Origin of the sequence: Pseudomonas bijieensis (genome assembly GCF_013347965.1) — a bacterium.
In the GTDB taxonomy this organism is placed as follows: domain Bacteria; phylum Pseudomonadota; class Gammaproteobacteria; order Pseudomonadales; family Pseudomonadaceae; genus Aquipseudomonas; species Aquipseudomonas bijieensis.
Genome location: NZ_CP048810.1, coordinates 3,438,004 through 3,459,207, shown reverse-complemented (window position 1 = coordinate 3,459,207; position 21,204 = coordinate 3,438,004). Strand labels below are relative to the sequence as shown.

Sequence of the window (21,204 nt, the reverse complement as noted above, 5' to 3'; positions counted from 1 at the left end):
GATAGATGAAAGCAAGCCAACCACGCATCAAAAACAGTATTGCAGAAAAGGGGATAACCATAGATGTGGGAGCGGGCTTGCTCGCGAAAGCGGCATATCAGGCACTGAGGATCAATCGGGTGAAGGTGTAACAGGCTTTGTCTACACTGCACTTCATCGCCGTACCCTCGTGCGGCAGCCAGGAGAAACACCATGAAGATGCTTCGTGTGCCTTTGTTGATGATTGGTTTGCTGCTGTGTTCCCAGGGCTTCGCCGCGACGGCGCAGCAGACCAAGATGACCACCTGCAACGCCGATGCCTCCGCCAAGGCGCTCAAGGGCGACGAGCGCAAGGCCTTCATGAGTAACTGCCTCAAGGCCACTCCTGCTGCGCCGAGCACGCCCCAGGAACGCATGAAGACCTGCAACGCCACGGCCACCACCCAGGCCCTGAAGGGCGATGCCCGCAAGGCGTTCATGAGTGATTGCCTGAAGAACAAGTAAGTGGCGCCTGCGGGGGCCTCATCGCGAGCAGGCCCGCTCCCACAGTGGATTTGTCGTGCTCGGTCCATCGTGGGAGCGAGCCTGCTCGCGATGGCCGGCGCAAAAGTTACAAAAAACCCCTGAACTGCGACCAAGGTCGGCCGACACAATCCCTAGTGCTGTCAGCGGATCGCTGGCAGACTGCCGATCCTTTCACGCCGTTTTGTCCTGAGGCTGTATGCCAACGTTTTCTCAGCGTCATGTGTTGTTGGTGATCAGTTGGGTGATCATTTTTGGTGGGCTGTTGCTGGTGCTGCCGCTGCGCCTGTTGCCGAGCCTGCTGGCCGGGTTGCTGGTGTTCGAGCTGGTCAACATGCTCACCCCGCAGTTGCAACGGTTGATCGAAGGCCGCCGCGCTCGCTGGCTGGCGGTGGCGTTGCTGGGCACGCTGGTGGTCAGTGTGCTGACGTTGATCTTCGCCGGTGCCTTCAGTTTCCTGCTGCATGAAGCGGAGAACCCTGGCGCGTCCCTGGACAAGTTCATGGCGGTGGTCGATCGTGCCCGCGGACAGTTGCCGCCGTTCATCGACGCTTACCTGCCAGCCAGCGCCGCCGAGTTCCGCGTGGCGATCGGTGACTGGGTGAGCAAGCACCTGAGCGACCTGCAACTGGTGGGCAAGGACGCGGCCCACATGTTCGTGACGCTGCTGATCGGTATGGTCCTGGGGGCCATCGTTGCCTTGCAGCGCATCCCCGACCTGACCAAGCGCAAACCCCTGGCCGCAGCGCTGTTCGATCGCCTGAATTTGCTGGTCAAGGCGTTTCGCAACATTGTCTTCGCCCAAATCAAGATTTCCCTGCTCAACACCTTTTTCACCGGGATCTTCCTGGCGGTGGTGCTGCCGCTATTCGGGATCAAACTGCCGCTGACCAAGACCCTGATCGTGATGACTTTCCTGCTGGGACTGCTGCCGGTCATCGGCAACCTGATGTCCAACACGCTGATCACCATTGTCGGCCTGTCGCTGTCGATCTGGGTCGCCGTGGCGGCGCTGGGTTACCTGATCGTGATCCACAAGCTCGAATACTTCCTCAACGCCCGCATCGTCGGCGGGCAGATCAGCGCCAAGTCCTGGGAGTTGCTCATGGCGATGCTGGTGTTCGAAGCGGCATTCGGTCTGCCGGGGGTGGTGGCGGGGCCGATTTACTACGCTTACTTGAAGAGTGAGTTGAAGCAGGTGGGGATGGTTTGAACCGGTGGGTGTGGCGTCTGATCTGGCGCCATCGCGAGCAGGCTCGCTCCCACAGTCAACGGCATTCCTTCTGAAGAAACCCGGTCAAGTGTGGGAGCGAGCCTGCTCGCGATAGCTGCGCCTCGGTCTTGGATCAGGCCTGCGTGCCGTAGCGCTTCATCGCCTCGATCGCCAACCCGCTGCCGATGCTGCCGAAGATATTGCCTTCCACATGCCGCGCCTGGGGCAGCATTGCCGAGACGCTGTTGCGCAGCGCCGGGATGCCGCTGGAACCGCCGGTGAAGAACACCGTGTCGACCTGATCGACCCGCACGTTGGCATCGTTGAGCAACTGCGAGACGCTGCCGCGTACCCGTTCCAGCAAGCCGTCGATGGCCGACTCGAACAAGGCTCTGCTCAGGTCCACGCTCAGGCCCGGCTCGATCCGGTCCAGTGGCACGTGGCGCTGGTCGCTGTGAGTCAGCTGGATCTTGGTTTCTTCCACTTCCATCGCCAGCCAGTGCCCGGCGCGCTGTTCGATCAACTTGAACAGCCGGTCGATGCCGCCAGTGTCTTCGATGTCGTAGCGCATGCTGCCCAGGGCCAGGGTGGATTTCTGCGAGTACACCGCGTTGATGGTGTGCCAGGTCGCCAGGTTCATGTGGTGGCTGGTGGGCATGTAGGCGCCGCTTTTCATGCGGCTGCCGTAGCCGAACAGCGGCATCAGGCCGGCCAGCGAGAGTTGCTTGTCGAAATCGGTGCCTCCGATGTGCACGCCGCCAGTGGCGAGGATGTCGGCGTGACGGTTGTCGTGGGTGCGACGCTCGGGGGACAGGCGCACCAGGGAGAAGTCCGAGGTACCACCGCCGATGTCGACGATCAGCACCAGCTCTTCCTTCTCGATGGTCGATTCATAATCGAAGGCCGCCGCGATGGGTTCGTACTGGAATGAGACTTCCTTGAAGCCGATGGCACGGGCGACGTCCACCAGGGTGTTCTCTGCCTCCTGGTCGGCCAGTTCATCGTCGTCGACGAAAAACACCGGGCGCCCCAGGACCACTTCTTCGAATTCCCGACCGGCGGTGGCTTCGGCGCGTTTCTTCAACTGGCCGATGAACAACCCCAGCAAATCCTTGAACGGCATCGCCGTGCCCAACACGCTGGTGTCGTGCTTGATCAGCTTGGAGCCCAGCAGGCTCTTGAGCGAGCGCATCAGCCGGCCTTCGTAGCCTTCCAGGTATTCGTGCAGGGCCAGGCGGCCATACACCGGACGGCGCTCCTCGAGATTGAAAAAGACCACCGAGGGCAGGGTGATCTTGTCGTCCTCCAGCGCGATCAACGTTTCCATGCCGGGGCGCAGCCAGCCGACAGTGGAGTTGGACGTGCCAAAGTCGATGCCGCAGGCACGGGCCGGGGATGCGTTTTTCATGTCTTTCGGGTTCCAGTTGAAAAAACGGCCGCGCAGTGTATGTCAGTGCGGCGCGGATTCGAAGGCCGGTTATCCGCTAATTCGTAAACGTTGGCCTTGAAAGCTGCCCTCATACCCCCAAACTTGCTGGCATGGGCCTGGTAGCACAGGGCGGTGCAAGAACCGCCACCGGCTGCCGATAAACTTCTGAAGCGCCGCCCGGTCTCAAACCTTGAGATCGGTCAAACCCTCAGGACTTGTATCACGAGCATGCTGCGGGTGGCGGTGCGATATCGATAACGGATGGTGATCCTTCGATGGACTTCAAAGACTATTACAAGATTCTGGGTGTGGAGCCGACGGCTGACGACGCCACGATCAAGGCCGCCTATCGCAAACTGGCGCGCAAATACCACCCGGATGTGAGTAAGGAAAAGGACGCCGAGACCAAGTTCAAGGACGTCTCCGAAGCCTACGAAGCGCTGAAAAGCGCCGACAAACGCGCCGAATACGATGACCTGCGCCGCTACGGCCAGCACGGCCAGCCGTTCCAGGGCCCGCCGGGCTGGCAGAGCCGTGGCGGTTTTGGTGGGCAGGACACTGGGGATTTCTCGGACTTCTTCAGTTCGATCTTCGGCAATCGCGGGCCGGGTTTCGGTGGCGGACAGTCAGGTCGCAGCGCCGGCCGTCGAGGGCAAGACGTGGAAATGGAACTACCGATTTTCCTGGAAGAGACCCTCTCGAGCGAGTCGAAGAAAGTCAGCTTCCAGGTGCCGCAGTACAACGCGGCCGGCCAGCATGTGAGCAACACCAGCAAAAGCCTGAACGTGAAGATTCCGCTGGGCGTGACCGACGGCGAACGCATCCGCCTCAAAGGCCAGGGTGCACCCGGCATTGGCGGCGGTGCCAATGGCGATCTGTACCTGACCATTCGTTTCGCGCCGCACCCCAAGTTCGACGTCGAAGGCCAGGACCTGATCATCACCTTGCCCCTGGCGCCGTGGGAGTTGGCACTGGGCACCGAAGTGGCGATGCCGACCCTGACCGGCAAGATCAACCTCAAGGTCCCGGCCGGCAGCCAGAATGGCCAGCGCATGCGCGCCAAAGGCCACGGCCTGCGCAACAAGACCGGCGAGCGCGGCTACCTGTTCGTGCAGCTCAAGGCCGTGATGCCCAAGGCCAACGACGAGGCGGTCAAGGCGCTGTGGGCGGAGCTGGCGAAGAAGGCTGCGTTCGATCCGCGGGAGAACTTCTGATTGTCTTGAGGGGCTAGACTCGACAGTTAAAGCATTGGGAGAAGCAGACCATGAACAACCCGATCATTGAACTGACTCTGACGGAATTCTGCGAGGCCGCCGCGTTGGCGGATGTCCATGTTATCGAGATCGTCGAGCATGGCATCCTCGAACCCCACGGCGCGGCCCCGACGGATTGGCGCTTTACCGATTACGAACTGGTCTTGGCCAAGCGTGCCGCGAAGTTGCGGCACGACTTGGAGTTGGAATGGGAAGGCGTCGCCCTGGCCCTGGATTTATTGGAAGAGGTGCAGCAACTGCGCAGCGAAAATCGCATGCTCAAGCAGCGGTTGGGGCGGTTGGTGGAGTGAAAATCGATCAATGAGCAAGCGCCCATCTTTGGGAGCAAGGCTTGCCCTCGATGAATTCAACTCGGTCCTCAAGCGTTGAGGCGCCTGTATCGCGAGCAAGCTTTGCTCCCGCAAGTCTTGTTTTCAGGTCCTCACCCCATTCAAAACAGAAAATAGCGCTGCGCCATCGGCAGCACGTCAGCCGGTTCGCACCACAGCAACACCCCATCGGCCTTGACCTGATAGGTCTGCGGATCGACATCGATGCTCGGCAAGTAGTCGTTGTGAATCAGGTCGGTCTTCTGCACATCGCGGCAGCCCTTGACCACGGCGATTCTCTTCTTCAGCCCGAGCTGTTCCGGCAACCCGGCCTCGGCGGCGGCCTGGCTGATGAAGGTGAGGCTGGTGGCGTGTCGTGAGCCGCCGTAGCTGGCGAACATCGGCCGGTAGTGCACTGGCTGCGGTGTCGGGATCGAGGCGTTGGCGTCGCCCATCAGGCTGGCGGCAATGGCCCCGCCCTTGAGGATCAGCGTCGGTTTGACGCCGAAGAACGCCGGGCGCCACAGCACCAGGTCGGCCCACTTGCCCACTTCGATGGAGCCCACTTCATGGCTGATGCCGTGGGTGATCGCCGGGTTGATGGTGTACTTGGCGATGTAGCGTTTGATGCGGAAGTTGTCGTTGCCTTCGCCGTCACCGGGCAAGGCGCCGCGTTGCTTTTTCATCTTGTCGGCGGTTTGCCAGGTGCGGGTGATGACTTCGCCGACACGGCCCATGGCCTGGCTGTCGGAGCTGATCATCGAGAACGCGCCCAGGTCATGGAGAATGTCTTCGGCGGCGATGGTCTCGCGGCGGATGCGGCTCTCGGCGAAGGCCACGTCTTCGGCAATGCTCGGGTCAAGGTGATGGCAGACCATCAGCATGTCGAGGTGTTCGTCGATGGTGTTGCGGGTGAACGGCCGGGTCGGGTTGGTGGAGCTGGGCAACACGTTGGGGAAACCGCAGGCCTTGATGATGTCCGGCGCATGTCCGCCACCGGCGCCTTCGGTGTGGTAGGTATGGATGGTGCGGCCCTTGAAGGCGGCGAGGGTGGTTTCGACGAAACCGGATTCGTTGAGGGTGTCGGTGTGGATCGCCACCTGCACGTCGTACTGGTCGGCCACGCTCAGGCAGTTGTCGATAGCCGCCGGGGTGGTGCCCCAGTCTTCGTGCAGCTTCAGGCCGATGGCGCCGGCCTTGACCTGTTCGATCAACGGCTCCGGCAGGCTGGCGTTGCCCTTGCCGGTGAAGCCGATGTTCATCGGGAAGGCATCGGCGGCCTGGAGCATGCGCGCCAGGTGCCATGGCCCGGAGGTGCACGTGGTGGCGTTGGTCCCGGTGGCCGGGCCGGTGCCGCCGCCGATCATGGTGGTGACGCCGCTCATCAGCGCCTCTTCGATCTGCTGCGGGCAGATGAAGTGAATGTGGGTGTCGATGCCGCCAGCCGTGAGGATCATGCCTTCGCCGGCGATCACTTCGGTGCTGGCGCCGATGGCGATGGTCACGTCGGGCTGGATGTCCGGGTTGCCGGCCTTGCCGATGGCCGCGATGCGCCCGTCCTTGAGGCCGACATCGGCCTTGACGATGCCCCAGTGGTCGATGATCAGCGCGTTGGTGATCAAGGTATCGACGACCTCGGCGGCCAGCAACTGGCTCTGGCCCATGCCGTCGCGAATCACCTTGCCGCCGCCGAATTTCACTTCTTCGCCGTAGGTGGTGAAGTCCTTTTCCACTTCGATCCACAACTCGGTGTCGGCCAGGCGGACCTTGTCGCCGACGGTGGGGCCGAACATGTCGGCGTAGGCTTGTCTCGAAATCTTCATGTGCTTGCCTTGAGGTTCTTAAGTCGTGTGCAGTCCATTGTGGCGAGGGAGCTTCAGTCCAGGTCGCCCATGACGCGCCCGGCAAACCCGAACACCCGCCGATGCCCGGCCAGGTCCACCAGTTCCACCTCGCGGCTCTGGCCCGGTTCGAAGCGCACCGCCGTGCCGGCCGGGATGTTCAGGCGCATGCCACGGCTGGCGGCGCGGTCGAAGGTCAGGGCGTCGTTGGTTTCGAAAAAGTGATAGTGCGAACCGACCTGGATGGGCCGGTCACCGCTGTTGGCGACGTTCAGCGTGAGCGTGCGGCGGCCGACGTTGAGTTCGATGTCGCCGGGTTGGACCTGGTATTGGCCTGGAATCATTGCGGTTGCCCCAAAAGCTTGTAGTAGATGGCGGTCGGGGTGTAAGTCCCGTCCGGGCTCTGGCAGTAGTCGGGCAGTTCACCGACGCGGGTATAGCCCATGGCGCGGTAGAATGCCTCGGCCTCGGAACCGGCCTCGGTGTCGAGGTACAACAGGCCACGTTTGTGTTGGCGGGCGCCGAGTTCCAGGGCGCTCATCAATTGCTGGCCCAGGCCCCGACGGCGAGCCTCGCCGCGCACGAGCAGCTTCTGTACCTCGGCGCGGTTGAGGCCGTTGGGTTTCTGGCACAAGGCGAGTTGGACACTGGCTTGTACCTGTTCATCCTTGACCACCACCCACAGCAACAGGTGGCCTTGGTTGAGGCTGGCCTGGACCTCGTCGAAATAGGCGCGGGCCTGGACGGCATCGAGATCGGCCATGAACCCCACGCTGGCGCCGTACCCGACGGCGTCGAGCAACAGATCGATCAGGCCCTGGCGATAATGCGCAAAGCTCTCGGCGTGGACTCGACGCAACTGGGCGGGGTTCATTGGCTTTTCACTCCTTATCGACGGCAGGCGGTAGCGCCCCGGGATTGAGGTTCAATTGCATGAAGGTCAGGTCCAGCCAGCGACCGAACTTGGTTCCCACTTCGGGCATTTGCCCGGTGATCACGAAACCGGCCCGCTCGTGCAGGCGAATCGAGGCCGCGTTACCGCTTTCGATGGCGGCGACCATGACATGTTTATCGCAGGCCCTGGCACGCTCGATCAAAGCGCTCATCAATAGAGGGCCAAGGCCATTGCCGCGCTGGTCACTACGCACGTACACCGAATGCTCCACGGTGTGGCGGAAGCCGTCGAACGGTCGCCAGTCGCCGAATGAAGCGTAGCCGAGCATGTTCTCCTCGGGGTCACTGACCACCAGTATCGGGTAGCCCTGGGCTTGCCGGGCGCTGAACCATGCCTGGCGGTTGCCCAGGTCCACGGGCTGTTCGTTCCAGATCGCCGTGGTGTTGAGGACGGCGTCGTTATAGATGTCACGGATCGCCGGCAGGTCGGCGGGCTGGGCGTCACGAACGTGATAGGTCATGACACGGCCTCAGGCGATGGGCTGGTGGACGGTGACCAATTTGGTTCCGTCGGGAAAGGTCGCCTCGACCTGGATTTCCGGGATCATTTCCGGGATGCCTTCCATGACCTGTTCGCGGCTTAGCAGGGTGGTGCCGTAATGCATCAGCTCGGCCACGGTCTGGCCGTCACGGGCGCCTTCGAGCAGGGCTGCGGAAATGTAGGCCATGGCTTCCGGGTAATTGAGCCTCAAGCCACGGGCCAATCGCCGTTCGGCGACGAGGCCGGCGGTGAAGATCAGCAGCTTGTCTTTTTTCGCGTGGGGTCAGGTCCATGTGCAATCCAATAAAGGCAGGTAAAAATTACAGATCCTTGAATACTGCCCCTGTGGGAGCGAGCCTGCTCGCGATAGCGGTGTGTCAGTCAACATTTATGGTGAATGTTCCATTGCTATCGCGAGCAGGCTCGCTCCCACAGGACCAGCGGATTCAGGTGCTCCAGATTCTGGGAGGTACCGCCTCTCGACCGAGCATTGCCGGGCGCAGAAGCCTCCACAATTCAATCAACCACCCCCCGCGCCAGCAACGCCTCGCTCGCCAGGCAGCGGGCCACGACCAGCCCGGGCAATTGCGTCAAATCCCCACGCACGTCATGGCCCAGGGATCTGCATTGCTCCAGCAGCTCGCTGTCGATTTCGCCGGTCACCAACAACGTAGCGAACACCGGGTCGCCGCCCAGGCCGATGGGCGAGTCCAACAACCCATCACCGCCCACAATGCGCTGGCGCTCATGCCACAGCAACTGGCCGTCGCGGCGAATGTCCAGCCGCGACTGGAAATGCCCCAGGTCGAACCGCTCGCCGCTGGCCGGTCGGCCGAGGGCAACCATGTCCCAGTAGAACAGCCGCCCATCGCCCTGCAGGTCGATGCTCGTGCTCAGTTCGGCCTGGGCCGCGCTGAAGACGATGGTTTCCTGGGGCAGCCATTCCAGGGTTGCGCCGGGGGCGATGCTGAGGCTCAGTTGTTGATACGCCGGGCCGGCGGCGCGATACCACTTGGCCGCGCCGGGGCTGGTCAGTTGCGCCCAGGCGCCAGGGCCGACGTGGGCCGAGATGTCCAGGCGGTCACCGCCGGCAATCCCGCCAGGCGGGTGGACGATGATGTGCTGGCACACCTCGGGGCCTTCGGCGTACAGGTGCTTCTGCACCCGCAGCGGGCCTTTGTGCCGCCGCTGGACCGGGCGCGTGCAATCGCCAAAGCGGGCGTAACCCAGATCCAGCTCGGCATGCCAACTGGGGGTGAACACCGCAGAAGGGGCCAGTAATGAGACAGGTAGATTCATGATTTCTGATTATCGTCAGGACGCTACAGACTAGATCGTAACCAGCCCGCGCACACCCTCGGCTTCCATATTTTCTCCGCGCCCCTGCTGCACGATCTCGCCCCGGGACATCACCAGGTACTGATCGGCCAGTTCGGCGGCGAAGTCGTAGAACTGCTCCACCAGCAAAATCGCCATGTCGCCCCGGGCCGCCAGTTTCTTGATCACCGCGCCGATCTCCTTGATCACCGAGGGCTGGATGCCCTCGGTGGGCTCGTCGAGAATCAGCAGGCGTGGACGGCTCGCCAGGGCCCGGCCAATGGCGAGCTGCTGTTGCTGGCCACCGGACAGGTCACCGCCACGGCGTTGTTTCATCTGCAACAGCACCGGAAACAGCTCGTAGATGAACGCCGGCACTTCCTTGGCCTCGGAACCGGGGAAGCGCGACAGGCCCATCAGCAGGTTTTCTTCCACTGTTAGCCGCCCGAAAATCTCCCGGCCTTGAGGCACGTAGGCGATGCCAGCGTGCACCCGTTGGTGTGGTTTGAACGCGGTGATGGCCTTGCCTTCCCAATTCACCGCGCCTTCCTTGGCCGGCAGCAGGCCCATCAGGCATTTGAGCAGGGTGGTCTTGCCCACGCCGTTGCGCCCCAGCAGGCACGTAACTTCGCCGACCTTCACGTCAAACGACAGGCCGCGCAGGATGTGGCTACCGCCGTAGTATTGGTGCAGCTTGTCGACTTGCAGCATGTTCCAGATTCTCCTCAAGTCCCTTGTGGGAACAATGGCTTTCTGTGGGAGCAAAGCTTGCTCGCGACAGCGGCACCTCGGTCCATCGGAAGGACCGCGTTATCGTTCATCGCGAGCAAGCTTTGCTCCCACAGGCCCGCTCCCACAGGGGGAATGTGTTTGCAGGGCTAGCGACCGAGGTACACCTCGATCACCCGCTCATTGTCCTGCACCTGTTCCAGCGACCCTTCGGCCAGCACACTGCCCTGGTGCAACACGGTGACGTGGTCGGCAATCGCGCCGACGAAGCCCATGTCGTGTTCCACTACCATCAGCGAATGCTTGCCCGCCAGGGATTTGAACAGCTCGGCGGTGAACTCGGTTTCTGCGTCGGTCATGCCTGCCACCGGTTCGTCGAGCAGCAACAGTTGCGGGTCCTGCACCAGCAGCATGCCGATCTCCAGGAACTGCTTCTGCCCGTGGGACAGCAACCCGGCGGCGCGATTGACCGATGTCGTGAGGCGAATGGTCTCCAGCACTTCGCTGATGCGCGCGTGTTGCTCGCCAGTGAGTTTGGCCCGCAGGCTGGCCCACACCGATTTGTCGGTCTTGAGCGCCAGCTCCAGGTTTTCGAACACGCTCAGGGCTTCGAACACCGTGGGCTTCTGGAACTTGCGACCGATGCCGGCCTGGGCGATCTGCACCTCGCTCATGCTGGTCAGGTCCAGGGTTTCGCCGAACCAGGCCTTGCCATGGCTGGGCCGGGTCTTGCCGGTGATCACGTCCATCAGCGTGGTCTTGCCCGCGCCGTTGGGGCCGATGATGCAGCGCAATTCGCCGACGCCGATGTACAGGTTCAGATCGTTCAAGGCCTTGAAGCCATCGAAGCTGACGCTGATGTCTTCCAGGGTCAGGATGGTGCCGTGACGGGTGTTCAGGCCAACGCCCGCCGCTTGGCCGAGGCCGATGGCGTCGCGGCTGCTGCCGGCGTCCTGGTTGGGTTCGGGCGGAAAAAAAGCGGGTTCGAGCATGAATTCGGCACTCGCTGTAATTCTCATTGTTCACCTCTTTTCTTCAGCAGGCCGATCACGCCCTTGGGCAGATACAGCGTCACGACGATGAACAGCGCACCGAGGAAAAACAGCCAGTACTCAGGAAAGGCCACGGTGAACCAGCTCTTCATGCCATTGACCACGCCGGCGCCCAGCAGCGGTCCGATCAGCGTGCCGCGCCCGCCCAGTGCGACCCATACGGCCGCCTCGATGGAGTTGGTCGGCGACATTTCGCTGGGGTTGATGATGCCCACCTGCGGCACGTACAACGCGCCTGCCAGGCCGCACAACACCGCACTCAACACCCAGACGAACAGCTTGAAGCCACGGGGATCGTAGCCGCAGAACATCAGGCGGTTTTCCGCGTCGCGCAGGGCGGTCAGCACACGACCGAATTTACTGCGGGCCAGGCGCCAGCCGATGAACAGGCTCGCCACCAGCAACACTACCGTGGCGAGGAACAACACCGCCCGGGTGCCCGGTTCGGTGATGCCAAACCCCAGGATCGAGCGGAAGTTGGTGAAGCCGTTGTTGCCGCCAAACCCGGTTTCGTTGCGAAAAAACAGCAGCATTCCGGCGAAGGTCAGGGCCTGGGTCATGATCGAGAAATACACGCCCTTGATCCGCGAGCGGAAGGCGAAGAAACCGAACACCAGCGCCAGCAACCCCGGCGCCAGCACCACCAGGCACATGGCCCAGAGGAAGCTGTCGGTGCCGGCCCAGTACCAGGGCAATTCGGTCCACGACAAAAAGGTCATGAACGCCGGCAAGCCATCCCCGGCCGCCTGGCGCATCAGGTACATGCCCATGGCGTAGCCGCCCAGGGCGAAGAACAGGCCATGACCGAGGGAGAGCAGGCCGGCGTAGCCCCAGACCAGGTCCAGGGCGAGGGCGACGATGGCGTAGCAGAGAATCTTGCCCACCAGGGTCAGGGTATAGGCCGAGACGTGCAACGGATTGTCCGCCGCCAGCAACGACAGCAACGGCAGGCTCAGCAGCACTGCCAGGATCACCGCGCCGACGGCGAGGGTGACTTTGGGGCCGGCCTTTTGCGTGGCCGTGAGCATCAGGGGCTGGTTCATCAGTCGATTACCCGTCCTTTGAGCGCGAAGAGGCCTTGCGGACGCTTCTGGATGAACAGAATGATCAGCGCGAGGATCAGGATCTTGCCGAGCACGGCGCCGATCTGCGGTTCGAGAATCTTGTTGGCGATGCCCAGGCCGAACGCGGCGAACACACTACCAGCCAACTGGCCGACGCCGCCGAGCACCACCACCAGGAACGAGTCGATGATGTAGCTCTGGCCCAGGTCGGGGCCGACGTTGCCGATCTGGCTCAGGGCCACGCCCCCGAGCCCGGCGATGCCCGAGCCGAGGCCGAAGGCGAGCATGTCCACGCGACCGGTGGGCACGCCACAGCAGGCAGCCATGTTACGGTTCTGGGTGACGGCGCGGACGTTCAGGCCCAGGCGGGTCTTGTTCAGCAACAGCCAGGTCAGCGCCACTACGAACAGGGCGAAGGCGATGATCACGATGCGGTTGTATGGCAGCACCAGGTTGGGCAACACCTGGATCCCGCCCGACAGCCAGGCCGGGTTGGCGACTTCGACGTTCTGCGCGCCGAACACCAGGCGCACCAGTTGGATCAGCATCAGGCTGATGCCCCAGGTGGCGAGCAGGGTTTCCAGTGGGCGCCCGTAGAGGTGGCGAATTACCGTGCGCTCCAGGGCCATGCCGATGGCGGCGGTGATGAAAAACGCCACCGGCAGGGCGATCAGCGGGTAGAACTCGATGGCGTTCGGGGCGAAGCGCTGGAACAGCATCTGCACCACATACGTGGAATAGGCGCCGAGCATGAGCATTTCGCCGTGGGCCATGTTGATCACCCCCAGCAGGCCAAAGGTGATTGCCAGGCCGAGGGCGGCGAGCAGCAGGATCGAACCCAGGGACATGCCGCTGAAGGCCTGGCCCAACAACTCGCCCACCAGCAGTTTGCGTTTGACCTGGCTGAGGCTGGTTTCCGCAGCGGTGCGTACGCTGGCATCGGTTTCGACGCCGGGTTCGAGCAAACCTTCGAGGCGGGTGCGGGCCAGCGGATCGCCGGTTTCTCCCAGCAACCGCACGGCGGCCAGGCGCACGCTTGGGTTGGCATCCACCAGTTGCAGGTTCGCCAGGGCCAGGCTCAGGGCGGCGTGTACGTCTTCGTCCTGCTCGCCGGCCAGTTGCCGATCGAGAAAGGCCAGTTGCGCCGGACGGGCGCTTTTTTGCAATTGCTGCGCGGCGCCCAGGCGTACGCGAGCATCGACAGCGAGCAGTTGATGGCTGGCCAGGGCGGTTTCGATCAGCCCGCGCAAGCGGTTGTTCAGGCGCAGGGTCTTGGGCTGGCCATCGACGGTCAACTGGCCTTGCTGCAAGGCATTGATCAGTTCGACACGCTCCGGCTCGGGCTGCGCGGCCCAGGTTTCTAGGAGCTTGGCCTGCTGGGTCGGGTTGGCGGCGACGAAGTCTTCGGCGTCGCCGGCGTGGGCCTCCAGTGGCAACAGCAGCACCAGGGCGAGGATGAGGCGGTAAAGGGCGGTGGGCATATGCTAGGCCTTGCGCGAACTTCTTTCTGTGGGAGCGAGCCTGCTCGCGATAGCGGTGTGTCAGTCACATCTTTCTGGCTGACCCACCGCTATCGCGAGCAGGCTCCTCTCACAAGGGTTGTGTGTCGGTTCCGGGATCCGGGACCGACACCCATGGGCTCAGTTGCTCTTCACTGCATAGTCAGGCTTCTTGTCGTTGCCGGCGATGAAGGGGCTCCACGGTTGGGCGCGGATCGGGCCTTCGGTCTGCCAGACCACGTTGAACTGACCGTCGGCCTGGATCTCGCCGATCATCACCGGCTTGTGCAGGTGGTGGTTGGTCTTGTCCATGGTCAGGGTGTAGCCCGACGGTGCGGCGAAGGTCTGGCCGGCCAGGGCTTCGCGGACTTTGTCGACGTCGGTGGACTTGGCTTTTTCCACCGCTTGCGCCCACATGTGGATGCCGACATAAGTGGCTTCCATCGGGTCGTTGGTCACCGCTTTATCGGCGCCTGGGAGGTTCTTGGCCTTGGCGTAGGCTTTCCAGGAGTCGACGAATTTCTTGTTTGCCGGGTTATCCACGGACTCGAAGTAGTTCCATGCCGCCAGGTTGCCCACCAGCGGTTTGGTATCGATGCCGCGCAGTTCCTCTTCGCCCACCGAGAAGGCCACGACCGGTACGTCGGTGGCCTTCAGGCCTTGGTTCGCCAGTTCTTTATAGAAGGGCACGTTGGAGTCGCCGTTGACCGTGGAAATGACCGCAGTCTTGCCGCCGGCCGAGAACTTCTTGATGTTGGCCACGATGGTCTGGTAGTCGCTGTGGCCGAACGGGGTGTAGACCTCTTCGATGTCTTTGTCCGCCACACCTTTGGAGTGCAGGAACGAGCGCAGGATCTTGTTGGTGGTGCGCGGGTAGACGTAGTCGGTGCCCAGCAGGAAGTAGCGTTTGGCACTGCCGCCTTCTTCGCTCATCAGGTATTCCACCGCTGGAATCGCCTGCTGGTTCGGCGCGGCACCGGTGTAGAACACGTTCGGCGACATCTCTTCGCCTTCGTATTGCACCGGGTAGAACAGCAGGCCGTTGAGCTCTTCGAACACCGGCAACACCGACTTGCGCGACACCGACGTCCAGCAGCCGAACACCACCGCGACCTTGTCCTGGGTCAGTAACTGACGGCCCTTTTCCGCGAACAGCGGCCAGTTCGACGCCGGGTCCACGACCACCGCTTCGAGCTTCTTACCGTTCACACCACCCTTGGCGTTGATCTCGTCGATGGTCATCAGCGCCATGTCCTTGAGGGACGTCTCGGAGATCGCCATGGTGCCGGACAGCGAATGCAAGATGCCAACCTTGATGGTCTCGGCGGCCTGGACGGTCCAGGCCATGCCCATCGCGGCAATGCTTGCCGAGAGTGTAAAAGCCTTGATCAAGCTACGACGCTTCATTGTGCGATCTCCGTGGACTTATGAGTTTTTTTTCGAGGGCAGATGCAAACGCTGAAGGTGCTTTTGCAAGGGGTGTGCCCGGTCGGGGGAAGGCTTTGAAATGCGGGGTTGGCGGCGGGAGAGGAAAACGACAATGCACCATCAGTGACCGTATCACCGGCGCTGGTGCAATGTGGCGCTCTGCATTGGGGCGTGGATAAGGGTTAATTCAACGTGAGATTTTCGACCGCCCGACTATGCTGACTCTTCTGCCATTCTGAAGAGGGGAAATCCGTTTGAATGACGCTGGCGTTGCAAGCTTTTTTCTTCTCGATGAGACGGCGGTTTTTGACGTGTTGCCTGACGTTAAACTGGCCGAGCATCCGACATGGATGCATGTGGCGCACTTGAGAGAAGCAAGATATTCGCTGATTCTCATCGCTGGAGAGCACCTTCGAAGTAGTGAGCTGAAGGTGTTTCCTGATTCAACGTTACACGTTCGTTTTTCGGCTGCTCTACCCAGCATCAGTTTGGATGGGCTCACATGCTCAGTTGTTTTTTTCGATGATAAAGCTCAAGCCGAATTTCAACTTGGAACTTTTCATTTTTGCGCAGGATATACACCGTCGGAATGGAGGACGGTGGATTTGGACTTGGCTTGGTTGGCAGGGATGCGTGGCCGTCTCTTGATAAAGTGCGGGCCTGGTGCGCAGAACGATCCTACGGCCGACTGGCTGGCGATAGCTGACTTGTGTGTCGCCAGGGAGGGACAGATGAAGGCGCTTCTGGCGAAAACCCATCATCAGATGCGCATGAAAAACGAGATAGCACACTTCAGTAGCGTCTACCGGAACGCGTTTTACTCAAACGTTCAGGAGCGACAGAGTGAAACTGCAATGGGCGTTGCTCGCACCGTTCGCCAATTAAACGGACTGGCTCAGGCGCAAGGGTTTGGTGCGCAGGCTGACATTGTCATTTCGGAGCCGTTTGAAGGAGAGGCCGCCTACTCTTATGCGACTCGTCTCCTGAGGGCGAACGTCCCGCAAACTCCGCCTGATTTTCAAGCGAGGCTACGCCAAAAAGTCACGGACCACGGGGCAATAAAGGTCTTGTCAATCTGCAGTGGCGCCGCGCGGATAGAGGCGGGTTTGTCAGCGGCTATTCCCGAAGGCGTCGAATGGTCACTGCTGGATATCAATGAGGACCTGCTCCAAATCGCGGCAAAGCAGTTTCCGCCAGGGATCAGCCTCGATTTGATCGTGGCGGATGCGAATAACCTGGTGCCTACCGGTGAACAGTGGGATGTCATTATTTGTGTTTCGGCATTGCATCATTTGGTGGAGCTGGAAAAGGTAATGCTCTTTATCTCCCGTAGTTTGAAAAATGATGGGGAGTTCTGGAGTGTGGGGGAGGCCGTGGGACGTAATGGCAATCGTTTGTGGCCCGACGCAATAATGGCTGCTGACGCAGCATTCTCTTCCTTGCCAGCGCGCTACCGATTAAATGCCGACACTCAGGTTGTCGATGCTGTCATTCCAGACAAGGACCATTCGATTGGGTGTTTTGAGGGGATTCGAAGCGAGGAAATTACCGCGCTCCTTGAGCGTTGGCTACAACCGGTAGATGTTTACCGCACCAACTGCTTCCTCTGGCGAATGGTTAATCTTGCCTACAGTGGAAATTTTCATCTTGAAGACGCTGAAGACCAGGAATTGGTCATTGATATGGTTCGAGCGGAACTTGAGCATTTTCGTAATGGAGGCCTGGGGACCGAGCTATTCGGCGTGTACAAAAAGAAGCATTTTTTCAGCGACGGCGCATCAGGCCGATGAAGAATAGCCCGCCAATGGCTGCGGTAGCGACTCCAATCGGCAAGTCTTCCGGGGCGATCAACGTCCGCGCCGCCACGTCCACCCACACCAGGAACAGGCTGCCCAACAGCACGCAGGCCGGCAGCAACCGGCGATGTTCGGCACCGACCAAACGCCGGGCAATGTGCGGCACCATCAGCCCGACAAAACCAATTGAGCCGCTGATGGACACCAGCACCCCGGTCATCAGCGACGCGATCAAGAAGATCCACAGCCGTACCCGCGCCGCGTTCAAACCCAAAGTCACGGCGGTCTGTTCACCCGCCATCAACGCGTTCAGCGGCCGGGCCATGCCCAGCAGTAACACCAGCCCCAGCGATACACTGGCCGCCGGCACTGCCAGCAGCTCCCAGCGTGCCAGGCCCAGGCCACCGAGCATCCAGAACATCACTGCGGAGCTGGCGCGGTGATCTCCCAGGAACAGCAGTAGATTGGCCGCCGCCATCATCACGAAGGACACTGCCACGCCGCACAGCAACAACCGGTCACTCTCCAGGCGGCCCTGGCGGGCAGCGATGGCGAGCACCAGCAGCATGCTCAGCAGTGCGCCAATGAACGCAGCGAGGGGCAGGGTCAGCAGGCCGATGATTTCGCCGATATGCAGCACCACGATGACCGCGCCCAAGGTCGCACCGGACGTCACGCCCAGCAGGTGTGGATCGGCCAGTGGATTGCGCGTGACCGCTTGCAGCACCGCGCCGATCAATGCCAACCCAGCGCCCACCAGGGTACCGAGCAGCAGGCGCGGCACGCGGATCAGCCAGACAATATGTTCCTGCCCCGGCGTCCAATGCACCTCGCCCAAGCCGAAAGCCTTGTTCAGCAAGATGTCCCAGACCACCGCCACCGGCACCCGCGCCGGACCGAAGCCCAGGGATACCACGCACGACACCAGCATCAGCGCGCCGAGGAGCACCAACAGGGCGCCATAACGACGACCGTTCATTGGCGGTGAAACCCCCGCGCCAGGGTTTGCACCGCCAGCACGTTATCGATGCCCGGCGTGGCCTGCACGTAAGGAATGACGATGAAGCGCCGCTGCTTGATCGCCTCCACCGATTGCAGGGCCGGGTTGTTCAGCAGGAACTGCTGCTTCTGCTCGGCGCTGACTTCGCCGTAGTCGACGATCACAATGACCTGCGGGTTGCGCTCGACCACGTTCTCCCAGTTCACCCGGGTCCAACTGCTTTCCACGTCATCGAGAATGTTGCGTCCACCGGCGGCATCGATCAGGGCCTGGGGCATGCCCAGGCGGCCGGAGGTCATGGCGCGGTCTTCGCCGCTGTCATACAGGAACACCCGGGGCTGGTCGGTAGGCAGGTGTTTGCGCACTTCGGCCACCTGAGCCTGCATCGTGGCGATCAGTTCGTTGGCGCGATCCTGGACGTCGAAGATTTTTCCGAGGTTGCGCAGATCGTTGTAGGTGTCTTCCAGCGAGGCTGCCGGGCGTTTCATCACGAACGCGCAGGACTCGGTCAGCTCGTAGACGTTGATGCCCAGCGGTTGCAGGGTCTGCGGCGTCAGGTCGCCGCCCACTCGCATGCCGTAGTCCCACCCGGCGAAGAAGAAGTCGACGTTGGCACTGAGCAGGGTTTCCACCGACGGGTACTTGGCCGCCAGTTCCGGCAGGCCATCGAGGATCTTCGCCATCTCGGGCGTCACCGACTTCCAGCCACTGATGCCGCTGTAGCCGACCATGCGTGGCTTGAGGCCCAGGGCGAGCATCATCTGGGTCATGTTGATGTCATGGCTGACGGCATGTCGGGGGGCTTCGTTGAACACCACCTGGCGGTTGCAGCTCTGGATCGTCAGCGGGTAGCGGGTGGCCTCGGCCAGGGCGTGGGCACTGCCCAGCAGCAGGGCGAGCGACAGCAGGGAACGCAAGGTCATGGTTGGGTTATCCAGGTGATTCGTGGGTAGCCGGACAGCGGGTGCTCATCCACCAGGGCGTCGACGCCGAACACCTCACGCAGCAGCTCGGCGCTGAGGACATCCTTGGGCGTGCCGCTGGCGACGATGCGTCCGTGTTCGATCACGTACAGGCGGTCGCAGAAGGCGGCGGCCAGATTCAGGTCGTGGAGGCTGGCGAGGGTGCCGATGCCCAGGCCCTTGATCAGTTGCAGCAATTGCAATTGATAGTGGGGGTCGAGGTGATTGGTCGGTTCATCGAGGATCAACAATTGCGGCTGCTGGGCCAGGGCGCGGGCGAGGATCACCCGTTGCTTTTCACCGCCCGAGAGGGTGGCGAATGCATGCTCGCCAAAACCTGCAAGCCCGGCCGATTCCAATGCCTGGAGCACCAGCCGGCGGTCGTCGTGATTGTCGCCGTCGAACAGGCCTTTGTGGGGCGTGCGACCCATGGCGACCACCTCCTCCACCGTCAGGCCGAAGGCATCGGGAAACTCTTGCAGCACCACGGCGATGCGTTGGGCGCACCAGCGCGAGGACTGTCTCCAGACGTTGTGATGCTCGAGTTTGACCTCGCCGTGTTCCGGCCGGTTGAAGCGGTAGGCGCAGCGCAACAGGCTGGTCTTGCCGCTGCCATTGGGTCCGATCAAGCCGACGAACTCCCCGGCCGCCACCTGCAACGTCACGTCACGCAGCTGGAACTGGTGATGGCAGTGGCCGTGGCCCAGGGGCGTCCAGCCGAGGTGGGAGAGGGTTAGCGAGGTCATGCATCTACTCAAATTATTGGATCGACACACAGCCTCTTGTGGGAGCGAGCCTGCTCGCGATAGCGGTAGGTCAGTCACATCTCTGTTGGCTGATCCACCGCTATCGCGAGCAGGCTCGCTCCCACCATTCGGACTGTGGTTGCGGCTTGATAGCGGGCGCGATTGTAGAGGTTTCGCGCCGCCTTCCGTTAATGCACCGTCTTCAGCTTGAAGATGAAGCGATCTCAGGCTGGCGATTGAGCCGGCTGACGAGCCGGTCCAGCAACCACACCACCACCAGCGAAGCCCCCACCAGCGGGAACACCAGCGCCAGGGCCAGCATGATGAACACCCCGGTCTTCCAGGTCGGCAGATCGTGACGCAGCGGCGGCACGCCGAACTTGCCCTGGGGCCGGCGCTTCCACCAGATCACCACGCCACTCACGGCGCTGAGCAGGATCATCAGGCAAATCAGCAGCACCATGATCTGGTTCAGCGGGCCGAACATCTTGCCTTCATGGAGCATCACGCCGGTTTCGGTGGCGCGGGCGACGACGCTGTAATGCGCCCAGCGCACGTCGGCCAGGACCTTGCCGGTGTATTGGTCCACGTGCAGGGTGGCGTCGTTGCGCGGATCGTCGGCGAACACGGCGATGGTGAATACGCCGGTGGAGGTGGTCGGCAAGGTGATGCTGTAGCCGGGCTCGACCTGGCGCTCGGTGGCGATGTTCTGCACCGCTTGCAGGCTGACGGTCGGGGCGGCGGGGCCTTCGTGCATGCCGCCGTGGCCCATGTGCTCGGCATGGTCGCCGGACATCGGCATCGGCGTATTTTCCACCGCCCACGGCACGGTCTGGCGGTGGGCGTTGTTGAGGCTGCCGGCCTCGACGTCGGACTTGGGCACGTCGTTCCACATCACCGCCGGAAAGCGGTTCCAGAGGTTGGCGTATTGCTTGCCCCAGAAGCCGGTCCAGGTCATGCCGCTGAGCAGCATCACCAACAGCAACGCCGCGCCCCAGAAGCCGACGACGACATGCAAGTCGCGCCAGAACAGCCGACCGCGTGCGCTCCAGCGTGGCCACAGCACCCCGGCCGACGATTGCCCGCGCGGCCACCACAGGTACAGCCCCGACACCACCAGCACCACGCCCCAACCGGCGGCCATTTCCACCAGGCAGTCACCGACCGTGCCGATCAGCAGCTCGCCGTGGATGGCCCGGGCCATGGCTTGCAGGTTGTTCTTCGCATCCTGCTCGCCGAGGACATCGCCGTGGTACGGGTCGATGAACACGTTCAGTTCCCGGCCCTTGTCGATCACCACGAATTGCGCGCTGCGCTCGGCGTTGATCGGCGGCAGATACTGTTTGATCTGGCCTTCGGGATAGGCCTGGCGGACCTGCTTGAGCAAGTCGTCCGCCGCCAGGGTGTGATGGCCGGCGGGCACATTCAGCAGGCTGCCGTACATCAGTGGGTCGAGTTGCGGCTTGAACAGGTAAATGATCCCGGTCAGGGCCAGCATCACCATGAACGGTGCCACGAACAGCCCGGCATAGAAATGCCAGCGCCAGGCCAGGTTGTAGAAATTGGGTTTCGGTTGGCTCATTAGAAAGCGCTCCGCAGGGCAAATTGGG

At 62.0% G+C, this 21,204-nt stretch carries 19 protein-coding genes and 2 pseudogenes; 5 read left to right on the top strand and 16 right to left on the bottom strand.

What is annotated here, in order from left to right; translation table 11 throughout:
- Positions 1–192 precede the first annotated feature (192 nt).
- Together GN234_RS15145 and GN234_RS15140 are read left to right on the top strand one after the other, a co-directional pair.
- The gene (locus tag GN234_RS15145) at positions 193–483 is read left to right on the top strand and encodes a PsiF family protein (RefSeq protein WP_116834059.1); all 291 of its coding nucleotides are present in this window, start codon (positions 193–195) and stop codon (positions 481–483) included.
- 217 nt (positions 484–700) lie between these two features.
- Positions 701–1,714, top strand: a complete 1,014-nt coding sequence (locus GN234_RS15140) for an AI-2E family transporter (RefSeq protein ID WP_109752201.1) — start codon at positions 701–703, stop codon at positions 1,712–1,714.
- A gap of 133 nt (positions 1,715–1,847) precedes the next feature.
- Here GN234_RS15140 and GN234_RS15135 read toward each other — a convergent pair whose 3' ends face one another.
- The gene (locus GN234_RS15135) at positions 1,848–3,122 is read right to left on the bottom strand and encodes an Hsp70 family protein (protein ID WP_109752202.1); all 1,275 of its coding nucleotides are present in this window, start codon (positions 3,120–3,122) and stop codon (positions 1,848–1,850) included.
- A gap of 296 nt (positions 3,123–3,418) precedes the next feature.
- Here GN234_RS15135 and GN234_RS15130 point away from each other — a divergent pair, with 296 nt between their 5' ends.
- Together GN234_RS15130 and GN234_RS15125 are read left to right on the top strand one after the other, a co-directional pair.
- A complete protein-coding gene (locus tag GN234_RS15130; RefSeq protein ID WP_176688718.1) occupies positions 3,419–4,357 on the top strand; it encodes a DnaJ C-terminal domain-containing protein in 939 nt (312 codons plus the stop codon).
- Positions 4,358–4,407: 50 nt separating this feature from the next.
- Positions 4,408–4,707, top strand: a complete 300-nt coding sequence (locus GN234_RS15125; RefSeq protein WP_163855514.1) for a chaperone modulator CbpM — start codon at positions 4,408–4,410, stop codon at positions 4,705–4,707.
- A gap of 140 nt (positions 4,708–4,847) precedes the next feature.
- Here the strand turns inward: GN234_RS15125 and ureC are convergent, their stop codons facing one another.
- The 11 genes and pseudogenes from ureC to urtA form a co-directional block, all read right to left on the bottom strand.
- Positions 4,848–6,548, bottom strand: coding sequence for an urease subunit alpha (gene ureC / locus GN234_RS15120; protein ID WP_092443963.1), 1,701 nt, complete (start codon positions 6,546–6,548; stop codon positions 4,848–4,850).
- Between the two features lie 53 nt (positions 6,549–6,601).
- Positions 6,602–6,910, bottom strand: coding sequence for an urease subunit beta (locus GN234_RS15115; protein ID WP_003186307.1), 309 nt, complete (start codon positions 6,908–6,910; stop codon positions 6,602–6,604).
- Positions 6,907–7,440, bottom strand: coding sequence for a GNAT family N-acetyltransferase (locus GN234_RS15110; RefSeq protein WP_109752206.1), 534 nt, complete (start codon positions 7,438–7,440; stop codon positions 6,907–6,909). Before GN234_RS15110 ends, GN234_RS15115 begins: the two co-directional genes overlap by 4 nt.
- A gap of 7 nt (positions 7,441–7,447) precedes the next feature.
- Positions 7,448–7,981 carry a GNAT family N-acetyltransferase gene (locus GN234_RS15105; RefSeq protein ID WP_109752207.1) on the bottom strand — a complete coding sequence of 178 codons (534 nt, stop codon included), beginning with the start codon at positions 7,979–7,981 and terminating at the stop codon, positions 7,448–7,450.
- 9 nt (positions 7,982–7,990) lie between these two features.
- A pseudogene (gene ureA, locus GN234_RS15100) lies at positions 7,991–8,294 on the bottom strand (urease subunit gamma).
- A gap of 153 nt (positions 8,295–8,447) precedes the next feature.
- Positions 8,448–9,300: pseudogene (locus GN234_RS15095) on the bottom strand (urease accessory protein UreD).
- 30 nt (positions 9,301–9,330) lie between these two features.
- Positions 9,331–10,029 carry an urea ABC transporter ATP-binding subunit UrtE gene (gene urtE, locus GN234_RS15090; protein ID WP_109752210.1) on the bottom strand — a complete coding sequence of 233 codons (699 nt, stop codon included), beginning with the start codon at positions 10,027–10,029 and terminating at the stop codon, positions 9,331–9,333.
- A 167-nt stretch (positions 10,030–10,196) separates the two neighbouring features.
- Positions 10,197–11,066, bottom strand: coding sequence for an urea ABC transporter ATP-binding protein UrtD (gene urtD / locus GN234_RS15085; RefSeq protein ID WP_134922663.1), 870 nt, complete (start codon positions 11,064–11,066; stop codon positions 10,197–10,199).
- The gene (gene urtC, locus GN234_RS15080; RefSeq protein WP_109752212.1) at positions 11,063–12,142 is read right to left on the bottom strand and encodes an urea ABC transporter permease subunit UrtC; all 1,080 of its coding nucleotides are present in this window, start codon (positions 12,140–12,142) and stop codon (positions 11,063–11,065) included. The genes urtD and urtC overlap by 4 nt, the downstream gene beginning before the upstream one ends.
- Positions 12,142–13,644 (bottom strand): urea ABC transporter permease subunit UrtB, encoded by a 1,503-nt coding sequence (gene urtB / locus GN234_RS15075; RefSeq protein ID WP_116834065.1) that lies wholly within the window; start codon positions 13,642–13,644, stop codon positions 12,142–12,144. Before urtB ends, urtC begins: the two co-directional genes overlap by 1 nt.
- Before the next feature lie 159 nt (positions 13,645–13,803).
- Positions 13,804–15,069 carry an urea ABC transporter substrate-binding protein gene (urtA, locus tag GN234_RS15070; protein ID WP_025211599.1) on the bottom strand — a complete coding sequence of 422 codons (1,266 nt, stop codon included), beginning with the start codon at positions 15,067–15,069 and terminating at the stop codon, positions 13,804–13,806.
- A gap of 275 nt (positions 15,070–15,344) precedes the next feature.
- Here urtA and GN234_RS15065 point away from each other — a divergent pair, with 275 nt between their 5' ends.
- Entirely contained in the window at positions 15,345–16,880 is a 1,536-nt protein-coding gene (locus GN234_RS15065) for a class I SAM-dependent methyltransferase (RefSeq protein WP_176688717.1), read from the top strand.
- Here GN234_RS15065 and GN234_RS15060 read toward each other — a convergent pair.
- The 4 genes from GN234_RS15060 to GN234_RS15045 all read right to left on the bottom strand — a co-directional run bounded on the left by GN234_RS15060 (position 16,855) and on the right by GN234_RS15045 (position 21,176).
- A complete protein-coding gene (locus tag GN234_RS15060; RefSeq protein ID WP_116834067.1) occupies positions 16,855–17,865 on the bottom strand; it encodes a FecCD family ABC transporter permease in 1,011 nt (336 codons plus the stop codon). The two genes, GN234_RS15065 and GN234_RS15060, sit on opposite strands and share 26 nt — an antisense overlap.
- Positions 17,862–18,809, bottom strand: coding sequence for an ABC transporter substrate-binding protein (locus GN234_RS15055; protein WP_116834068.1), 948 nt, complete (start codon positions 18,807–18,809; stop codon positions 17,862–17,864). The genes GN234_RS15060 and GN234_RS15055 overlap by 4 nt, the downstream gene beginning before the upstream one ends.
- On the bottom strand, positions 18,806–19,594 hold the full coding sequence (locus tag GN234_RS15050; RefSeq protein ID WP_176688716.1) for an ABC transporter ATP-binding protein: 789 nt from the start codon (positions 19,592–19,594) through the stop codon (positions 18,806–18,808). The genes GN234_RS15055 and GN234_RS15050 overlap by 4 nt, the downstream gene beginning before the upstream one ends.
- A 202-nt stretch (positions 19,595–19,796) precedes the next feature.
- Entirely contained in the window at positions 19,797–21,176 is a 1,380-nt protein-coding gene (locus GN234_RS15045; protein WP_176688715.1) for a PepSY-associated TM helix domain-containing protein, read from the bottom strand.
- Positions 21,177–21,204 lie beyond the last annotated feature (28 nt).